Annotated in this window: 19 protein-coding genes; 12 read left to right on the top strand and 7 right to left on the bottom strand. The window is 62.9% G+C overall.

Translation table 11 applies throughout. The annotated features are described in order from the left end of the window. Nucleotides 1-30 precede the first annotated feature (30 nt). A complete protein-coding gene (locus O7A61_RS25875; protein WP_337132228.1) occupies nucleotides 31-507 on the bottom strand; it encodes a DUF2628 domain-containing protein in 477 nt (158 codons plus the stop codon). 4 nt (nucleotides 508-511) lie between these two features. Continuing rightward, nucleotides 512-1,111: an imidazoleglycerol-phosphate dehydratase HisB gene (gene hisB, locus O7A61_RS25870; protein ID WP_337132227.1), complete on the bottom strand. Its 600-nt coding sequence runs from the start codon at nucleotides 1,109-1,111 to the stop codon at nucleotides 512-514. 230 nt (nucleotides 1,112-1,341) lie between these two features. Here hisB and hslV point away from each other — a divergent pair, with 230 nt between their 5' ends. From hslV to O7A61_RS25845, 5 genes are all read left to right on the top strand, one after another. After that, the gene (gene hslV / locus O7A61_RS25865) at nucleotides 1,342-1,893 is read left to right on the top strand and encodes an ATP-dependent protease subunit HslV (protein ID WP_027142430.1); all 552 of its coding nucleotides are present in this window, start codon (nucleotides 1,342-1,344) and stop codon (nucleotides 1,891-1,893) included. A 71-nt stretch (nucleotides 1,894-1,964) separates the two neighbouring features. Then, entirely contained in the window at nucleotides 1,965-2,480 is a 516-nt protein-coding gene (locus O7A61_RS25860) for a GNAT family N-acetyltransferase (protein WP_337132226.1), read from the top strand. Nucleotides 2,481-2,488: 8 nt separating this feature from the next. After that, a complete protein-coding gene (locus O7A61_RS25855; protein WP_337132225.1) occupies nucleotides 2,489-3,088 on the top strand; it encodes a DUF2585 domain-containing protein in 600 nt (199 codons plus the stop codon). A 2-nt stretch (nucleotides 3,089-3,090) separates the two neighbouring features. Further along, nucleotides 3,091-4,401 (top strand): ATP-dependent protease ATPase subunit HslU, encoded by a 1,311-nt coding sequence (gene hslU, locus O7A61_RS25850; protein ID WP_337132224.1) that lies wholly within the window; start codon nucleotides 3,091-3,093, stop codon nucleotides 4,399-4,401. Between the two features lie 169 nt (nucleotides 4,402-4,570). Further along, nucleotides 4,571-5,530, top strand: a complete 960-nt coding sequence (locus tag O7A61_RS25845) for a DUF1402 family protein (RefSeq protein ID WP_337132223.1) — start codon at nucleotides 4,571-4,573, stop codon at nucleotides 5,528-5,530. 109 nt (nucleotides 5,531-5,639) lie between these two features. Here O7A61_RS25845 and O7A61_RS25840 read toward each other — a convergent pair whose 3' ends face one another. The 3 genes from O7A61_RS25840 to O7A61_RS25830 are packed head-to-tail and all read right to left on the bottom strand — an operon-like array spanning nucleotide 5,640 to nucleotide 8,316. Further along, complete coding sequence (locus O7A61_RS25840) at nucleotides 5,640-6,857, bottom strand: NAD(P)/FAD-dependent oxidoreductase (RefSeq protein ID WP_337132222.1); 1,218 nt, start codon at nucleotides 6,855-6,857, stop codon at nucleotides 5,640-5,642. Nucleotides 6,858-6,874: 17 nt separating this feature from the next. Next, entirely contained in the window at nucleotides 6,875-7,189 is a 315-nt protein-coding gene (locus tag O7A61_RS25835) for a MocE family 2Fe-2S type ferredoxin (RefSeq protein WP_140509611.1), read from the bottom strand. 35 nt (nucleotides 7,190-7,224) lie between these two features. Further along, entirely contained in the window at nucleotides 7,225-8,316 is a 1,092-nt protein-coding gene (locus O7A61_RS25830; RefSeq protein ID WP_337132221.1) for a fatty acid desaturase family protein, read from the bottom strand. Nucleotides 8,317-8,481: 165 nt separating this feature from the next. Here O7A61_RS25830 and O7A61_RS25825 point away from each other — a divergent pair, with 165 nt between their 5' ends. The 6 genes from O7A61_RS25825 (at nucleotide 8,482) to O7A61_RS25800 (ending at nucleotide 14,737) form a co-directional block, all read left to right on the top strand. Next, nucleotides 8,482-9,513, top strand: coding sequence for a LacI family DNA-binding transcriptional regulator (locus O7A61_RS25825; protein ID WP_027142422.1), 1,032 nt, complete (start codon nucleotides 8,482-8,484; stop codon nucleotides 9,511-9,513). Between the two features lie 387 nt (nucleotides 9,514-9,900). Continuing rightward, complete coding sequence (locus O7A61_RS25820) at nucleotides 9,901-10,842, top strand: sugar ABC transporter substrate-binding protein (RefSeq protein ID WP_337132220.1); 942 nt, start codon at nucleotides 9,901-9,903, stop codon at nucleotides 10,840-10,842. Nucleotides 10,843-10,951: 109 nt separating this feature from the next. Then, nucleotides 10,952-12,028 carry an ABC transporter permease gene (locus tag O7A61_RS25815; RefSeq protein ID WP_027142420.1) on the top strand — a complete coding sequence of 359 codons (1,077 nt, stop codon included), beginning with the start codon at nucleotides 10,952-10,954 and terminating at the stop codon, nucleotides 12,026-12,028. A 2-nt stretch (nucleotides 12,029-12,030) separates the two neighbouring features. Continuing rightward, nucleotides 12,031-12,798 (top strand): ATP-binding cassette domain-containing protein, encoded by a 768-nt coding sequence (locus O7A61_RS25810; RefSeq protein WP_023772158.1) that lies wholly within the window; start codon nucleotides 12,031-12,033, stop codon nucleotides 12,796-12,798. 113 nt (nucleotides 12,799-12,911) lie between these two features. Continuing rightward, complete coding sequence (gene iolG, locus O7A61_RS25805) at nucleotides 12,912-13,907, top strand: inositol 2-dehydrogenase (protein ID WP_337132219.1); 996 nt, start codon at nucleotides 12,912-12,914, stop codon at nucleotides 13,905-13,907. Nucleotides 13,908-13,942: 35 nt separating this feature from the next. Then, nucleotides 13,943-14,737 (top strand): SDR family oxidoreductase, encoded by a 795-nt coding sequence (locus O7A61_RS25800; RefSeq protein WP_337132218.1) that lies wholly within the window; start codon nucleotides 13,943-13,945, stop codon nucleotides 14,735-14,737. A 35-nt stretch (nucleotides 14,738-14,772) separates the two neighbouring features. Here the strand turns inward: O7A61_RS25800 and O7A61_RS25795 are convergent, their stop codons facing one another. Both O7A61_RS25795 and O7A61_RS25790 read right to left on the bottom strand, forming a co-directional pair. After that, a complete protein-coding gene (locus tag O7A61_RS25795; RefSeq protein WP_337132217.1) occupies nucleotides 14,773-15,198 on the bottom strand; it encodes a type II toxin-antitoxin system VapC family toxin in 426 nt (141 codons plus the stop codon). Beyond that, nucleotides 15,195-15,440 carry a type II toxin-antitoxin system VapB family antitoxin gene (locus tag O7A61_RS25790; protein WP_027142415.1) on the bottom strand — a complete coding sequence of 82 codons (246 nt, stop codon included), beginning with the start codon at nucleotides 15,438-15,440 and terminating at the stop codon, nucleotides 15,195-15,197. The genes O7A61_RS25795 and O7A61_RS25790 overlap by 4 nt, the downstream gene beginning before the upstream one ends. 326 nt (nucleotides 15,441-15,766) lie before the next feature. Between O7A61_RS25790 and O7A61_RS25785 the strand changes: the two genes are divergently transcribed. After that, nucleotides 15,767-16,809 (top strand): 3-deoxy-7-phosphoheptulonate synthase (locus tag O7A61_RS25785; protein WP_337132216.1); only part of this gene is annotated, 1,043 nt, incomplete at its 3' end.

Genomic DNA, 16,809 nt, shown 5'->3' with positions numbered 1-16,809 from the left:
GAACCGTAGTCGATGATCGCAACCCGCATCTCAGCGCCGTCCCGGAATGTGGGTCAGCCCCAGCGCTATGCCGGGCTGCGCCGGGCGCGCCAAAGCGGCATCCGGAACGATGCGCGGCGCGGGTGCTGCTTCGTCCGAAAGGCCTTCGATTTCCAGGACATAGCGCATATCGGCGTCCGCGAGCCAACCGGCCTCGACGACGCCCCATTCATGCCAGCCGCGGCGGCGCAGCGCCGCGATGCGCAATCCCTGGCCCTCCAGCCCGACATAGAGCGAGACGAGCAGCGACAGCAGCGAGCCTGCGACACCGAGGCCAAGTTTCTGGCCAAGCATCGAAAGCACGCCCATGACGACAAAGGCGAGCGCCGCTTCGACCCACAGCCGGTGCCAGGCAAGCCACAGCGGCGGCACGAGCAGGCCGAGCCAGGTGAAGCCGTCGCGGACCAACGTCGTCGTGTCGACTTTCTCGCTACGGCCAGGTGGCTCCATCACGACATAGGCGGTCATGAGGCTATCCCTTCAAAGAACCCTTGGTGGAGGGAACCACGTCAGGCTGGCGCGGATCACGCTCGAGCGCGGCGCGCAGCGCGCGGGCCACCGCCTTGAAGCAGGTCTCGGCGATATGATGGTTGTTGGCGCCATAATGGTTGGTGACATGCAGCGTGATGCCGGCATTCTGCGCCAGCGCCTGGAAGAATTCGCGCACCAGTTCGGTGTCGAAGGTGCCGATTTTGGGCGACGAGAACGAAACGTTCCAGACCAGGAAGGGCCGGCCCGACACGTCGATCGCCGCGCGCGTCAGCGTCTCGTCCATGGCAAGGTCGATCGAAGCGTAGCGCATGATGCCGCGCCGCTCGCCCAGCGCCTTGGTCAAGGCCTGGCCGAGCGCAATGCCGGTGTCCTCGACCGTGTGGTGGTCGTCTATGTGCAGGTCGCCATTGGCCTTGACGGTCATGTCGATCAGCGAATGGCGGGAAAGTTGATCTAGCATATGGTCGAAGAAGCCGACGCCCGTGGCGATGTCCGATTTGCCGGAGCCGTCGACATGGATCGAGACCGAGATGTCGGTTTCCGCGGTCTTTCGGCTTGCATCGGCGGAACGAGGCGCCATCACTCTATCCTTGTGCCAGTGGTTCAGATCGTGACCGGTTCACGGGCCTCAAGCGCTCGCTGGCTTGAAAACGAGAGCCTTCTAGCAGCATGATCCGGCGATTGCCAGTTGCGATCCCGGCCGCTATCGAGCCGTTTGCAATCATTGGCCCCGTGCATACATATGGCCGATCAAAGTTACTCGTACCGCGCCAATCGCCTTTTTGGGATGGCGCTGCTCGGAGCCAGGAAATGTCTGATAATCTGACCATGCACGCCACGACGATCGTGACCGTGCGCAAGGGCAACAAGGTGGTGATCGCCGGCGACGGCCAGGTCAGCCTTGGCCAGACCATCATGAAGGGCAACGCCCGCAAAGTGCGCCGCATCGGCAAGGGCGGCAATGTGATTGCCGGTTTCGCGGGTGCCACAGCCGACGCTTTCACGCTTTTGGAACGCCTCGAAGCCAAGCTCGAACAATATCCCGACCAATTGACGCGCGCTTGCGTCGAGCTTGCCAAGGACTGGCGCACCGACCGTTATCTGCGCCGGCTGGAGGCGATGATGCTGGTTGCCGACAAATCGGTCTCGCTGGCGCTGACCGGCAACGGCGACGTGCTGGAGCCCGAACATGGCGTCATGGCCATCGGTTCGGGCGGCAATTACGCGCTGGCCGCGGCGCGCGCGCTGATGGACAGCGACAAGGACGCCGAGGAGATCGCCCGCAAGGCGATGCAGATCGCGTCCGACATCTGCGTCTACACCAACAATAATTTCGTTGTCGAAACGCTCGATGCGGCTTGATCAGGCCGGCCACGGTCCCGAACCGCAGGACCGCGTAAGCGAAAAGTGGACGCCGGTTTTCGGAAAAGACCATGATCCAACCAGAAAATAGCTACGATTTTCGGCCGGTGACCAAAAAGGACCTGCCGATGATCGCAGGCTGGCTGGCCGAGCCGCATGTTGCAGAATGGTGGGACGATCCCGAGGCGGAAATCGCGGAGATTGCCGATCATATAGACTCGATTTCCGTCGAGCCGCTGATCGTTGAGCTCGACGGCAAGCCGATCGCCTATCTGCAGAGCTACGATCCCCATCTGGAAGACGGCCATCCCTATGCCGATCAGCCGTTCGGCACGCTCGGCATCGATATCTCGATCGGCCGGCCGGAACTCATCGGCATCGGCCATGGCTCGGCGATCGTGCGTCAATTCGTCGAAGACCTGTTCGAGGAAGGCGTGCCGCGTGTCATTATCGACCCCGACCCAGCCAACATCAGGGCCATCCGGGCCTATGAAAAGGCGGGATTTCGGGCCGTTGATCGCAGACAGTCGATCTATGGCGACGCCGTGCTGATGGCGATCGATGCCGAAGATGCGCAAGAGGGGTAATTCAGGACATGGTCACGGCCAGCGAGGACAAGAGCCTTTCCGCTTACGAGGATAGCTGGCGGATGGGGCTGCTGATCGTCGCCGGCCTGCTCGTCGTCCAGGCCGTCACGCTCTACCTGATGGGCCATCCGCCGATCTGTACCTGCGGCTATGTCAAGCTGTGGCATGGCGTGGTGAACAGTTCGGAGAATTCCCAGCACATTTCGGACTGGTACACCTTTTCGCACGTTATCCACGGCTTCCTGTTCTACGCGCTGGCCCGGTTCCTGTTCCCGCGCTCGCCGATCGGCTTGCGGCTGGCATTCGCCGTCCTCGTCGAGGGAGGCTGGGAAATCCTCGAAAATAGCCCGTTCATAATCGAGCGCTACCGCGCCGGCACCATTTCGCTCGATTATTACGGCGACAGCATCATCAATTCGGTGTCCGACACACTGGCCATGGTGCTGGGATTTGTCATGGCGCGAAGGCTACCTATATGGGTGATCGTCAGCCTCGCCATCCTCTTCGAACTGGGTACCGGCTATCTCATCCGGGACAATCTTACACTCAACGTGATCATGCTGCTGCATCCGTTCGAGACCATCAAGCAGTGGCAAAGTGGAATTTAGTGATGAGCACATTTTCTCCCCGCGAAATCGTTTCGGAACTCGACCGCTTCATCATCGGCCAGAAGGACGCTAAGCGCGCCGTGGCCATCGCTCTGCGCAACCGCTGGCGCCGCCAGCAGCTCGAAGGCCAGATGCGCGAAGAGGTGATGCCGAAGAACATCCTGATGATCGGCCCGACCGGCGTCGGCAAGACCGAGATTTCGCGCCGCCTGGCACGGCTCGCCGGCGCGCCGTTCGTCAAGGTCGAGGCGACCAAGTTCACCGAGGTCGGCTATGTCGGCCGCGACGTCGAACAGATCATCCGCGACCTGGTCGAGATCGCCATCGGTCTGACGCGCGAGAAGATGCGCGAGGACGTGAAGGCGCGCGCCCATGTCAACGCCGAGGAACGGGTGCTGGAAGCGCTGGTCGGCAAGACGGCGAGCCCGGCGACGCGCGATAGCTTCCGCAAGAAGCTGCGCGAGGGTGAGCTCGACGACAAGGAAATCGAGATCGAAGTGGCCGACACCGGCAATGGCGGCATGCCCGGCTTCGAAATCCCCGGCATGCCGGGCGCCAATATCGGCGTGCTCAACATCAACGACATGCTGTCAAAGGCGATGGGCGGCAAGAAGACCAAGCTGCGCAAGACCACGGTGAAGGAGTCCTACGACCTGCTGGTCGGCGACGAGTCCGACAAGCTGCTCGACCAGGACGAGGTGGTGCGCCGGGCGCTCGACGCAACGGAGAATGACGGCATCGTCTTCCTCGACGAAATCGACAAGATCGCCGCCCGGTCGGACATTTCGGGCGGCCCTTCGCGCGAAGGCGTGCAGCGCGACCTGCTGCCGCTGGTCGAAGGCACGACGGTGGCGACCAAATACGGGCCGGTGAAGACGGACCATATCCTGTTCATCGCTTCCGGTGCCTTCCATGTCTCCAAGCCGTCCGACCTGCTGCCGGAACTGCAGGGCCGCCTGCCGATCCGCGTCGAGCTGCGCGCGCTGGAGAAGGAGGACTTCGTCCGCATCCTGACCGAGACCGAGGCGAGCCTGATCAAGCAGTATATCGCGCTGATGAAGACCGAAGGCGTTGAGCTCACCTTCACCGACGACGCCATCGATTCGCTCGCCGGTGTCGCCGTCGATCTCAACGCCAGCATCGAGAACATCGGCGCGAGGCGGCTGCAGACTGTGATGGAGCGGGTGCTGGACGACATCTCCTATGATGCGCCGGACCGCAACGGCACGGCAGTCACCATCGACGCCGCCTATGTCCAGAAGCATGTCGGCGACCTCTCCAGAAACACGGATTTGTCGCGGTTCATCCTTTGAACGAGGGCGCCGGAGCAGGCCGGCGCGGTCATGCAACAACGTCCGGCAGGAGCCATGTGTGGCCAGATGGTACCATCTGGCCACCTTTCGTCTCGCCGGATGATGGGGCGCTCTCGACTCGACCAAGTGCTTTACCTAGTTTGCGCCGCAATTCTCTAGGCGGCGGCGCATGAAAAAACTCATCTTGGTCATTCTCGGCTTGACGCTGGCGGCGACGCTGTTCGCCGCCGACGCGGCGACATTGGTGCCGGCGGGAAACCGCAATACCGAGCAGCCAGACATTCCCGGCGCCTCGAGCCGCCGCACGCAGGCGACCAACACCACCTTCCAGGCGAAGTACCGCAAGGTCTACGCGCTGCTGCAGAACGACGCCGATCTGCGCGCCAAGATCAAGAAGGCTGCGAGCGCCTATGGGATCGACCCCATGCACATCGTCGGCGCCATCGTCGGCGAGCACACCTACAATGTCGACGCCTACGACCGGCTGCAGACCTATTACGTCAAGGCGATCTCCTACCTCTCGAGCAAGCTCTCCTTCGCCTATGATGGCGAGGACATCACCGATTTCGTGCAGCGGCCGGAATTCAAGAAGTGCGCCGCGATTTCGGACAGCTACGATCTGTGGGAATGCCGCGAACAGGTCTGGAACCGCTCGTTTCGCGGTAAGACCGTCGGCGGCGAGGATTTCCCCGACAACCGTTTCGGCGCCACCTTCTTCCAGCCCTACTATGCCGGCCAGACCTTCGGCCTCGGCCAGCTCAATCCCCTGACCGCCCTGCAGATGAGCGACCTCGTGCACAAGGTGTCGGGCCTGCCGAAGCTCGACGTCTCCGATCCCAATTCGGTCTACAAGACCATCATGGATCCGGACCTGACGCTGCCCTATGTCGCGGCGACGATCAAAAAGTCGATCGACGCCTATAAGGGCATCGCCGGCTTCGACATTTCGGGCAATCCGGGCATCACGGCCACACTCTACAATGTCGGCAATCCGGAGCAGCGCGCCTATGCGCTGAAGGCGGAAAACGACAAACGCCGCGCCACCGGCGAGCCGGAGAAGCTGCCCGAAGAGAATTATTACGGCTGGCTGGTCAACGACAAGCTGGCGGAGCTCAAGGCGCTGTTCTAAGGACCTCTACCTCCCCTTCGTGGCGAGATCGGACCGAAAGATCCGGGTAGGGGGTCGGCGCAGTCATACGCAATTGCCCTGCAACAAGGGAGAGGGCGGCCAACTTCACTCAGGCCGCCAGCAACGCCTTCAGCTTGACTTCAGGCGAGCCCAGCGCCTCCGGCGCCGGCTTGGCCCGCTTGCCGATCAGCATTTCGGCCAGCCTTATGTCGCGGGCGACCGCATTGCCCGGGCCGATGCCGCTCGCCGCCACCAGCCTGCCGTCCTCGGCGAGATGGAAGAGGATGAAGGCGCCGTCACCGAGATCGCGGCGCACAAGGACGCGGCCTTCGTCGGAGAGGCCGGCGATCTGCAAGCTCAGCCCATACTGATCCGACCAGAACCACGGCACCGCCGCATGCGCCTCGCCGGCGCCAAGCATGTTCTTTGCCGCCAGTGCGCCCTGTTCCTGTGCATTGCGCCAGGCCTCCAGCCGCACGCGGCGGCCGCCATAGACGGCGAGCGGAAACGAGCAGCAATCGCCGGCGGCGAAGACGTCGGGATCAGCGGTTTGCAGATAGGCATCGACTGATATGCCGTTTTCAATGGTCAGGCCGGCTTCGGCCGCGAGCCCGGTCACCGGCACGGCGCCGATGCCGATGACGGCGAGGTCGGCCGATATTTCGCGCCCGCCGGCAAGCGTCACCCGCACCTCCTTGCCCTCGTCGGCGATGGAGGCGATGCCTTCCCCGCAGACCACGTCGACACCCTCGGCGACATGCGCTTCATGGATGATTTGGGCGATCTCGGCCGGAACGCCGCGCATCAGGATACGTGGCTGCGCCTCGATAACGGTGACCGAGGCGCCGAGCTTGCGCGCGGCTGCCGCAAGTTCAAGGCCGATGAACCCGCCGCCAATGATGGCGATGCGGTTGCCGGCACGAAGATGGGCGCGAATGGCCAGCGCGTCGGCGAAGGTTCTGAGATAGACGCAGCGCACGCCAAGCCCAGGCATCGGCAGCTTGCGCGGCGTCGAACCGGTGGCCAGCAGCAGCTTGTCGTAGGCCAGCACCGAACCGTCCGACAGGCGCACCGTGTGCGACGCGCGCTCGATCGCGACGGCCTGGACGGAATGGACGTGCCGGATCGATTTTTCGGTCAGGATCTCGTCGCTGGCGATTGCCTTGATTGCGGGCGCATCGCTGGCCATCGCCTCCTTGGACAGAGGCGGACGTTCATAGGGCAAATGCGGCTCGTCACCCACCAGCGTCACCGGCCCGTCATAGCCGAGATCGCGCAAGGCAAGCGCCGCCCGTCCGCCGCATTCGCCGGCTCCGATGATCAGCATTCCCCGCGCCATGCCGGTCACCCGATCTGAACCAGGACTTTGCCGGCGTCCACCTTGACCGGATAGGTCCTGAGGTTGACGCAGACCGGCGCGCCTCTGGCCGCGCCGGTCTTGTAGTTGAAGCGGCCATTGTGCTTGGGGCATTCGATGATGTCGTCCATCACCAGCCCATCGGCGAGATGCACCTTCTCATGCGTGCAAAGTCCGTCGGTGGCGAAATATTCGTCGTCCGGGCTGCGATAGATGGCGAAGGTGCGCCCGCCATGATCGAAGCGCATCACGTCTTCTTCGTCGATGTCACCGGCGGCGCACGCCTCGACCCAATCGTTCATTCAGTCCTCCCCTGGGATCGCACGGCGGCGCGTGATTATTCAGCCGCGACCGCGACGGCGTCGTTGTGGAATTCCTCGCGGTACGGCCTGGCGGTCGGCGGCAGCTCGCGCTTGAGGAAATAATCCTCGTTGCGCAGCTGGCGGCGGAAGACCGGGATCATCTCGCGGTAGCCGGCCAGGATCGACGGCGTCGGCGCCGGCAAATCGTGCTTGATCAGCGCGTGCAGCTTCGGCAGCGCATGGTAGGGCACCATCGGGAACATGTGATGCTCGACGTGGTAATTCATGTTCCAGTAGATGAAGCGGCTGATCGGGTTCATGTAGACGGTGCGGCTGTTCAGCCGATGGTCGGTGACATTGTCGGCAAGGCCGCCATGCTGCAGCAGGCCGACCATCACGTGATGCCAGGCGCCATAAAGCCTGGGCAGGCCGACCAGCATCAGGGGCAGGAAAGATCCGGTGGAGAGCGCCAGCGCGATGGTCGCGGCATAGATCGCCGTCCAGATGCGGGCAACACGGATCGCTTTGGGCTGCTCCTGTTCGGGAATGAAGGTCTTCTCCGCCGCGCTGATGTTGCCGGCGGCATTGCGCAGCATGTCTGATATCGCATGCCAGGCGTCGAGCACGCCGACAAAACCAAGAACGAGGCGCACCAGGTCCGGCGGCCGCATGACCGAAATCTCAGGATCGCGGCCGACGATGATGGTGTCGGTGTGATGGCGCGTGTGGCTCCAGCGCCAGGTCACCGGATTGCGCATGATCATGAAGCAGGCGATCTGATAGACTGCGTCATTCATCCACTGCGTGCGGAACGCCGTGCCGTGGCCGCATTCGTGCCAGCGGGAATCGGTGGATGAGCCGTAGAGCACGCCATAGGCGAAGAAGAACGGCACGCACCACCAGCTGCCCCAGAACCAGGCACCGCCGGCACCGCTGATGATGAGGGCGGCCAGCCAGATCGCCGTGTCGCGGATCGCCGGGCCATCGGAGCGCTGCATCAGCTCCTTCATCTGCTTGCGGGGAATGTCGGTGTGATACCACTCGGCCGCCGACAGCCCGTGTTCGACCGCAAGCCGGGCGTCGCGGCCGGTCAGGCTGTAATCACGCCGGGACGGCGCTGCGGTCATGATTGCCTCCCAGGGCGGGGCGTTCGCCATGCGAATGCCGATCATCAACTAACTCCTTGCTCAGAAATAACGCCGAGCCATGATAGAATCAACATCACAAAGATAGTTTCTATCATTTCATGTCAAAGTCAGGTATCGATATCAGGCAATCGAACGAGGGCGATCATGGCGAAACGGCCGACCATTACTGATCTGGCGCGAGTCTCCGGCGTCAGCGTCGCCACGGTGGACCGCGTGCTCAACAATCGCCTCCCAGTGCGGGAGGAAACCGCGCGCCGCGTCTACGAAACCGCGACCGAGATCGGCTATCACGCCGCCGGCCTGATCAAGCAGCGGATGCGCCAGGAACTGCCCGAGTATCGTCTGGGCTTTCTGCTGCTTCGGGGCAATGACGTTTTCTATGGTGATTTCGCTCGGGAACTCGAGCTGGCGGTCGCGCAATCGCAGCGCTTCCGCGGCGTCGCAACCGTCGATTTCGCCAGCTCTCTGGCCCCGGACGACATCGCCGCCCAGATGCGCAGGCTGGCGGCGAGATCGCGGGCCATTGCCGTGGTCGGCCCGGACCATCCGACGCTGACCGCCGTCGTGGAGGCGCTCAAGGCCAGGGGACTGCCGGTCTTCTCCCTTCTGTCCGACTTCGCCGCCGGCGTCCGTGAGGGCTATGTCGGCCTCGACAACCGCAAGGTCGGCCGCACCGCGGCCTGGATGATCGCCAGGGCGGCGAGGGCGCCTGGCAAGGTCGCCCTTTTCGTCGGCAGCCATCGCTTCCATGGCCATGAGTTGCGGGAGATCGGCTTCCGCTCCTTCTTCCGCGAGCATGCGCCGGATTTCAGCGTGCTGGAGACGTTGGTCAATCTCGAGGCCAATCAGGTCACCCATGACGCGATGATCGATCTTCTGGCGCGGTATCCGGATCTCGTCGGCTGCTACGTCGCCGGTGGCGGCATGGAGGGCGCCGTCTCGGCGCTGCGGGCAGCGAAGCCTGGCAACATGCCGGTGGTCGTCTGCAACGAGATCAACGCCGAATCGCGCGCCGCGCTCGCCGACAACATCCTTACCATGGTGATCTCGACGCCGCTTGCCGCGCTCTGTCGTGAGCTCGTCGATCGGATGGCGCATGCCATCGAAGCCGGCGCGGCCAATGCGCCGGGTCAGATCTTCCTGCCCTTCGACATCTATTTGCCGGAAAACATCTGAAGCAATTTCGGGAAAATGCGCAGCGGCTTTCCGTCCGGGACGCGCCAGGACGAGAGATAGGGCGTTTTCGATGAAGCGACAGAGCGCTCCTGCAGTCCGCCGCCGCGAACCGCCCGCCAGAAATGATAGAATCTATCAGAGCAGGCAGAAAATCGCGCGCCCGAATTTGGAATGGCCCTTGACGCCCCAACGTCAAATGGAATAAATATTTCACTAGATGTGGGTTTTGGTTCTTTCGTTCCGGAACATCCGTTCAAGGCAGTTCGGCGTCCAGCCGTTGGCGGCACGCCGCGGAACGAAATGGATATCAGGGAGAGATTCCCCAGGCAGATCGGGGATTCCGGAGAGATCGGTGCAACCGGACACCAAAAGTGGAGGAGAGATACAATGAAGAAACTGCTTTTGGGCGTCGCCTTCGCGGCGCTGATGAGTTCATCGGCCATGGCCGCCAAGATCGGCGTCTCGATGGCCAAGTTCGACGACAACTTTCTCACCGTGCTGCGCAACGGCATGATCGAGCAGGCCAAGGGCATGAGCGGCGTCGAGCTGCAGGTCGAGGACGCACAGAACGACGTCGCCAAGCAGCTCGACCAGATCAAGAACTTCGCCGCTTCGGGCGTCGACGCCATCATTGTCAACCCGGTCGACACCTCGGCCACACAGGCGATGTCGGATGCGGCCGCCGCGGCCAAGATTCCGCTGGTCTACGTCAACCGCCAGCCGGTCAATGTCGACACGCTGCCCGACAACCAGGCCTTCGTCGCTTCCAACGAGGCCGATTCCGGCACGCTCGAGACCAAGGAAGTCTGCCGCCTGTTCAAGGAAGCCGGCAAGAAGGAAGCCAATGTCTATGTCATCATGGGCGAGCTTTCCAACCAGGCCGCCGTGCAGCGCACCAAGGATATCGATGATGTCATCGCCACGCCGGAGTGCAGCTTCATCAAGATCATCGACAAGCAGACGTCGAACTGGGATCGCGACCAGGCCCAGAACCTGATGACCAACTGGCTGTCGACCGGCAAGAAGTTCGACGGCGTCATCGCCAACAATGACGAAAGCGCCATCGGCGCCATCCAGGCGATGAAGGCCGCCAACATCGACATGAAGGCAGTCGTCGTCGGCGGCGTCGACGCCACTCAGGACGCGCTTGCCGCCATGCAGGCCGGCGACCTCGATGTAACCGTGTTCCAGGATGCGGCCGGCCAGGGCGCCGGGGCGCTGGATGCGGCGCTCAAGCTGGCCAAGGGCGAGAAGGTCGAGCACAAGGTCTATGTGCCCTTCCAGCTCGTCACCCCGGCAAACATCGACAAGTTCCTGAAGAAGAACTGAGCCGCGGACATAGGGAGCGGCGCTCTCGCGCAAAGACAGCGCCGCTCCTCTTTCCCTCGGCGCCTGACAGGTGCTCGAGGAACGGCCGCGGCTGACGGAGGATAGAAGATTGGCACAGACATCTCACGGCGTCGGCGGGGTCAGCTATGACGCCAAGAAGCGCACATGGCCGGCCGAATTCAACGTCTTCCTAGCGCTCGTCATCCTTGTCGTCATCTTCGAACTGATCGGCCGCATCTTTCTCGGCGACAGCTTCCTGTTCAACACCCGCAGCGATGTCTCCGGCATCTTCAACGAGGCCCGCCTGCAGATCATCATCCTGCAGGTGTCGATCGTCGGCATCATCGCCATCGGCGTCACGCAGGTGATCATTACAGGCGGCATCGACCTGTCCTCGGGCTCGATCGTCGGCGCGACCGCCATGATCGCCATGAGCTTCGCCCAGGTCGCGACCGTCAACGGCAACCCGAATCCCAAGGCGATGTTCCTGGCGCAGGGCTGGACCGACCTGCCGGTGATCGTCCCGGTGCTGGTGGCGATCGGCTGCGGCCTGCTCGCCGGCTTCGTCAACGGCGCGCTGATCGCCTATACGCGCATTCCGCCCTTCATCGCCACGCTCGGCATGATGGTGACCGCGCGCGGCATCGCCAAATGGTGGTCCAAGGGCCAGCCGATCTCGTTCCCGACAGACAGTTTCGCCGCAATCGGCAAGGGCCTGATGCCCGTCATCATCTTCCTGTCGCTGGCCGTGCTGTTCCAGCTGATCATGACCTACACCAGATACGGGAAGCATTGCTATGCGATCGGCTCCAACGAGGATGCGGCGCGCATGTCGGGCATCAAGATCGCCAACCACAAGATCCTCGTCTACGTCATCGCCGGCATTCTCGCCGCGCTCGCCGCCGTGGTGCTGTCCTCCAAAAACCTTACCGCCCAGGCCGGCATGGGCGTGATGTACGAACTCGATGCCATCGCCATGGCGGTCATCGGCGGCGTCTCGCTGTCGGGCGGCCGTGGCTCCATCATCGGCACGGTGATCGGCGCGCTGATCTTCGGCGTCATCATCTCCGGCTTCACCTTCCTGCGCCTCGACGCCTACTACCAGGAGATGGTCAAGGGTGTGATCATCGTCGGCGCGGTCGTTCTCGACCAGTGGCGCCAGCGCATGCGGGCATTGAGGGCTTGAACATGTCAGATATCGTCCTGAAGACCGAAAACCTGACCAAGCGCTATGGCGGCGTGCATGCGCTGGAAGGCGCCAACTTCGAGCTGCGCAAGGGCGAGCATGTCGCCATCATGGGCGACAACGGCGCCGGCAAGTCGACCTTCGTGCGCCAGATCACCGCCGTCGAGCAGCGGACCAGCGGCCAGGTCTGGTTCGACGGCAAGGAAGTGAATTTCGCCGGCCCGATCGAGGCGCGCGAGGCGGGCATCGAGACGGTGTTCCAGAACCTGGCGCTGGCCGACGATCTCGACGTGCCGTCGAACTTGTTTCTCGGCCGCGAAAAAGTACTGTTCAATCTCGGGCCGTTCTCCATCCTCGACCGCAAATACATGCGCAAGGCGACCGAGGCGGCGCTGGTGCGCACGGCGGTGAAGATCCCCAATCTGTCCAACACCATCCGCCATATGTCGGGCGGCCAGCGCCAGTGCGTGGCGATCGCCAGGACGGCGACCTTCGCCTCCAAGCTGATCATCATGGACGAGCCGACGGCAGCGCTTGGCGTGCAGGAGACCGCGCAGGTCGAAAACATCATCCGCACGCTGAAGGACAATGGCGAGCCGTTGATCCTGATCAGCCACAACATGCGCCAGGTGTTCGACCTTTGCGACCGCATCGTCGTGTTCCGGCGCGGCCGCATCGTCGCCAATTTGCGCAAGGAGAATACCGACGGGCAGGACATCGTATCGTATATCACCGGCGCCAAGACCGGCGAGGCGGAACTCGCGGCCTGAGGCCGGGCGCGGGGGCGACGGTCATCGCCTTCGCGTCGATTTGTCTTGACCGGAAAATCATCTAGCGCCCATGACCGGCGCCCCGCTTCGAACCATCCCCAGAGGAAATTTCCATGACTGTTCGCTTCGCCCTTCTTGGTGCCGGCCGCATCGGCAAGGTCCACGCCCGCGCCGTTGGTTCCAACCCCCAGGCAAAACTGGTCGCCGTTGCCGACGCCTTCGAGAAGGCGGCGAGCGAATTGGCTGGTGCCTATGGCGCCGAGGTGCGGACCATCGACGCCATCGAAAAATCGAAAGATATTGACGCGGTCGTCATCTGCACGCCGACCGACACGCATGCCGATCTGATCGAGCGCTTCGCCAAGGCCGGCAAGGCCATCTTCTGCGAGAAGCCGATCGACCTCGACGTCAAGCGGGTCGAGCAGTGCCTGGCGGTGGTCGACAAGACCAAGGCGACGCTGATGGTCGGCTTTAACAGGCGCTTCGATCCGCATTTCGCCGCCGTGCGCAAGGCGATCGACGACGGCGCCATCGGCACCGTCGAGATGGTCACCATCACGTCGCGCGATCCCGGCGCCCCGCCGCTCGATTATATCGCCCGCTCCGGCGGCATTTTCCGCGACATGACCATCCATGATTTCGACATGGCGCGCTTCCTGCTCGGCGAGGAGCCGGTCGCTGTCAGCGCACACGCTTCGGTGCTGGTCGACAAGAAAATCGGCGAAGCCGGCGATTTCGACTCGGTCAGCGTCATCCTTGAAACCGCATCGGGCAAGCAGGCCGTCATCTCCAATTCGCGCCGCGCCACCTATGGCTACGACCAGCGCATCGAGGTGCATGGCTCCAAGGGCATGGTGGCGGCCGAGAATCAGCGGCCGGTCTCGATCGAGCTGGCCAACGAGAAGGGTTATACGCGCCCGCCGCTGCACGATTTCTTCATGACCCGCTACCTCGACGCCTACGCCAACGAGATCGCCGCCTTCATCACCGCGGCGACGTCAGGCAAGAAGGCGGCGCCGAGTGGCGCGGACGGCCTCGTGGCGCTCAAGCTGGCCGATGCGGCGCTGAAGTCTGCGACCACGGGCAAGACCGTCCGCTTGGACAAGTAAGAACGCATCCGGACCCAACGCACAGGAGCAGAGCGATGAGTGCATCCGCCGATCGCAATTCGAACACACGCGCCATCGTCACCGGCGGTGCGCAAGGCATCGGCTTTGCCGTCGCCGAAGCCCTGGCCGACGAGGGCTGCCGGGCGCTGGCGCTCATCGGCCGCTCGCAGGAGAAGGGTGACAAGGCAGTCGCCCATTTCAAGAAATCAGGCGTTGACGCGATTTTCATCAGCGCCGACGTTTCGAAGGTTGTCGACTGCAAGCGCGCGGTCGCCACCGCGCTCTCCCATTTCGGCGGCATCAACGCGCTGGTCAACGCCGCGGCCACCTCAGCGCGCGGCTCACTGATCGAGACATCGGAAGAGCTCTTCGACCAGATATTCGCAACCAATGTGCGCGGCCCCTTCTTCCTGATGCAGGGCGTGGTGGCGCATCTGCTGGAGAAAAAGGCGCCCGGCTCGATCGTCAACGTGCTGTCGATGTCGGCGCATACCGGCCAGTCCTTCCTGACGCCCTATTCGACCAGCAAGGGCGCGCTGATGACGCTGACCAAGAACGTCGCCAACGCCTATCGCTTCAACCGCATCCGCTGCAACGCCGTACTGCCCGGATGGATGGACACCGAAGGCGAGGACATCGTGCAGAAGAAATGGCACGATGCGCCCGACGACTGGCTGGCGAAGGCCGAGGCCGCGCAGCCGATGGGCCAGTTGGTCAAGCCGGACCAGCTCGCGCGGCTGATCAGCTATATGATCAGCCCGCAATCGGGCGTTATGACCGGATCGCTGGTCGACTACGACCAGAGCGTCGCGGGATCGTCGCCGGAATAGGTTCATGCGGGCAGTCCGCGTGGCGCACCTTGAACCTATCGTATGTCTGTCTTTGTGAAATCCTGACCGGTGTAGAGCAAAGCCAAATCATATGCCTTGCAACAGGCATAGGAAAAGCAATCGCCCATGTTGAGCTGCGCCGGCGAATTGACATCCTTGCCGTAGCTGCGTGCCGCTTCGACAGCGAGCCGCCCGACTTGGGCCGAAATGAGGACCTCGCCGATCCCCAAATCCTGCACGAAACGGTCCACGGCGGCATTCGCCTTTGCGATTGCCGCCGGTTCCACGGGTGAAGGCAGGGGGGTCTTTGAACGCGCCAAGGCCATTGCGGTCTCGAAACGAACGACCGCCGAAATGAAGAAAGGCCCGCCGTGGGCATCCATCCGGGCGGCGAGTTCTCCTGCCGTGGGCTCCGGACGCAACAGAGCGACAACCGCCGACGCGTCGATGAACAAGCTCATAGCCCGCCTGAAAGCTCGTCCGAATAGGCTTTCATATCGAAGTCCGGATTATCCGCTCCGATTTCGCCAGCCATTCTGACCGCCTCCGCCAGGCGTTCCGACACAGATTGGACACTGCGGGCGCGCTCGATTTCATGCGTCAGAGCGCGGCGAACCGCCTCGGCCTTACTCGGCGCTTTTGTGAGGCGCTGCACCTCAAGAACCAGCCGGTCGACTTCCCGGTCCTTTACGTAAAGCGGCATTGGAGCATATCCTTTTTGGCATATCCAACATATGCATTCTTACATATCTATGCAAGTCCGCCATCAGATGCGTGACATTCAACGCGACTTCAGCTATACGCCAACCCATGATCAACCTGACCGCCACGTATTGGTACTTTAGGAGCTCGCTGGCGGCGGGAGGATTGCGCTTGATCTGAAGATTGCAGCAACAAGATCCGAACAGCCGCCAGACCTGGCGGCTTTTTTGTTTCAGCCGGCAGGTTCCCAAACATAGTTTTACGCAATTCCGGACGGAAAACCGCTACGCACTTTTCCTGGAATTGCTCTAACAGGAGCAGAAAGCCGTGTTGACCACCACAGACGACCTTCGGGTCAAGGAACTTAGACTGCTGAGCACGCCGGAAGAGGTGATGCGCGAGATACCGCGCTCGCTGACGGCGACACGCACCGTTGCCGCCTCGCGCAACGCCATCCATTCCATCCTGACAGGGGCCGACGATCGACTTGTCGTCATCGTCGGCCCCTGTTCCATCCACGATCCGGTCGCGGCCGTTGACTATGCCAGCCGTCTGGCGGCGCTGCGCGAGGCCCTGGCCGACCGGCTTGAGATCGTGATGCGGGTCTATTTCGAAAAGCCGCGCACGACGGTCGGCTGGAAAGGCCTCATCAACGATCCCGACCTCGACGGCAGCTTCAACATCGACAAGGGGCTGCGGATGGCGCGCAACGTGCTTTCCGCCGTCAACAATCTCGGCCTGCCGGCGGCGACCGAATTCCTCGACATGACGACGCCGCAATACATTGCCGACCTCGTCGCCTGGGGCGCCATCGGCGCGCGCACGACCGAGAGCCAGATCCATCGCGAGCTGGCCTCGGGCCTCTCCTGCCCGGTCGGCTTCAAGAACGGCACCGACGGCAATCTCAGGATCGCCGGCGAGGCGGTGAAGTCGGCCGCCCAGCCGCATCATTTCATGGCGGTGACCAAGGGCGGACGCAGCGCCATCGCGGCGACGACGGGCAACGAGGATTGCCATGTCATCCTGCGCGGCGGTGTTCAGCCCAACTATGACGCGGCAAGCGTCGAGGCCGCATCCGTGGAACTCGCCCGCATCGGCATCGCGCCGCGCCTGATGATCGACGTCAGCCACGCCAACTCGAGCAAGAAGCCTGAGAATCAGCCGAAAGTGGCGGCCGATGTCGCGGGCCAGGTGGCGGCGGGCGACGAGCGCATCATCGGCGTCATGATCGAGAGCAATCTCGTCGCCGGCCGGCAGGACGTCGTGGCCGGCAAGCCGCTGGTCTACGGCCAGAGCATCACCGATGGCTGCATCGACTGGGCGACCACCGAGACCGTGCTGCACGGCCTTGCCGGCGCCGTCGAGTGGCG

This window comes from Mesorhizobium sp. Cs1321R2N1 (assembly GCF_037179725.1).
In the GTDB taxonomy this organism is placed as follows: Bacteria; Pseudomonadota; Alphaproteobacteria; order Rhizobiales; family Rhizobiaceae; genus Mesorhizobium; species Mesorhizobium salmacidum.
This window is presented reverse-complemented; position numbering and strand designations above follow the sequence as displayed.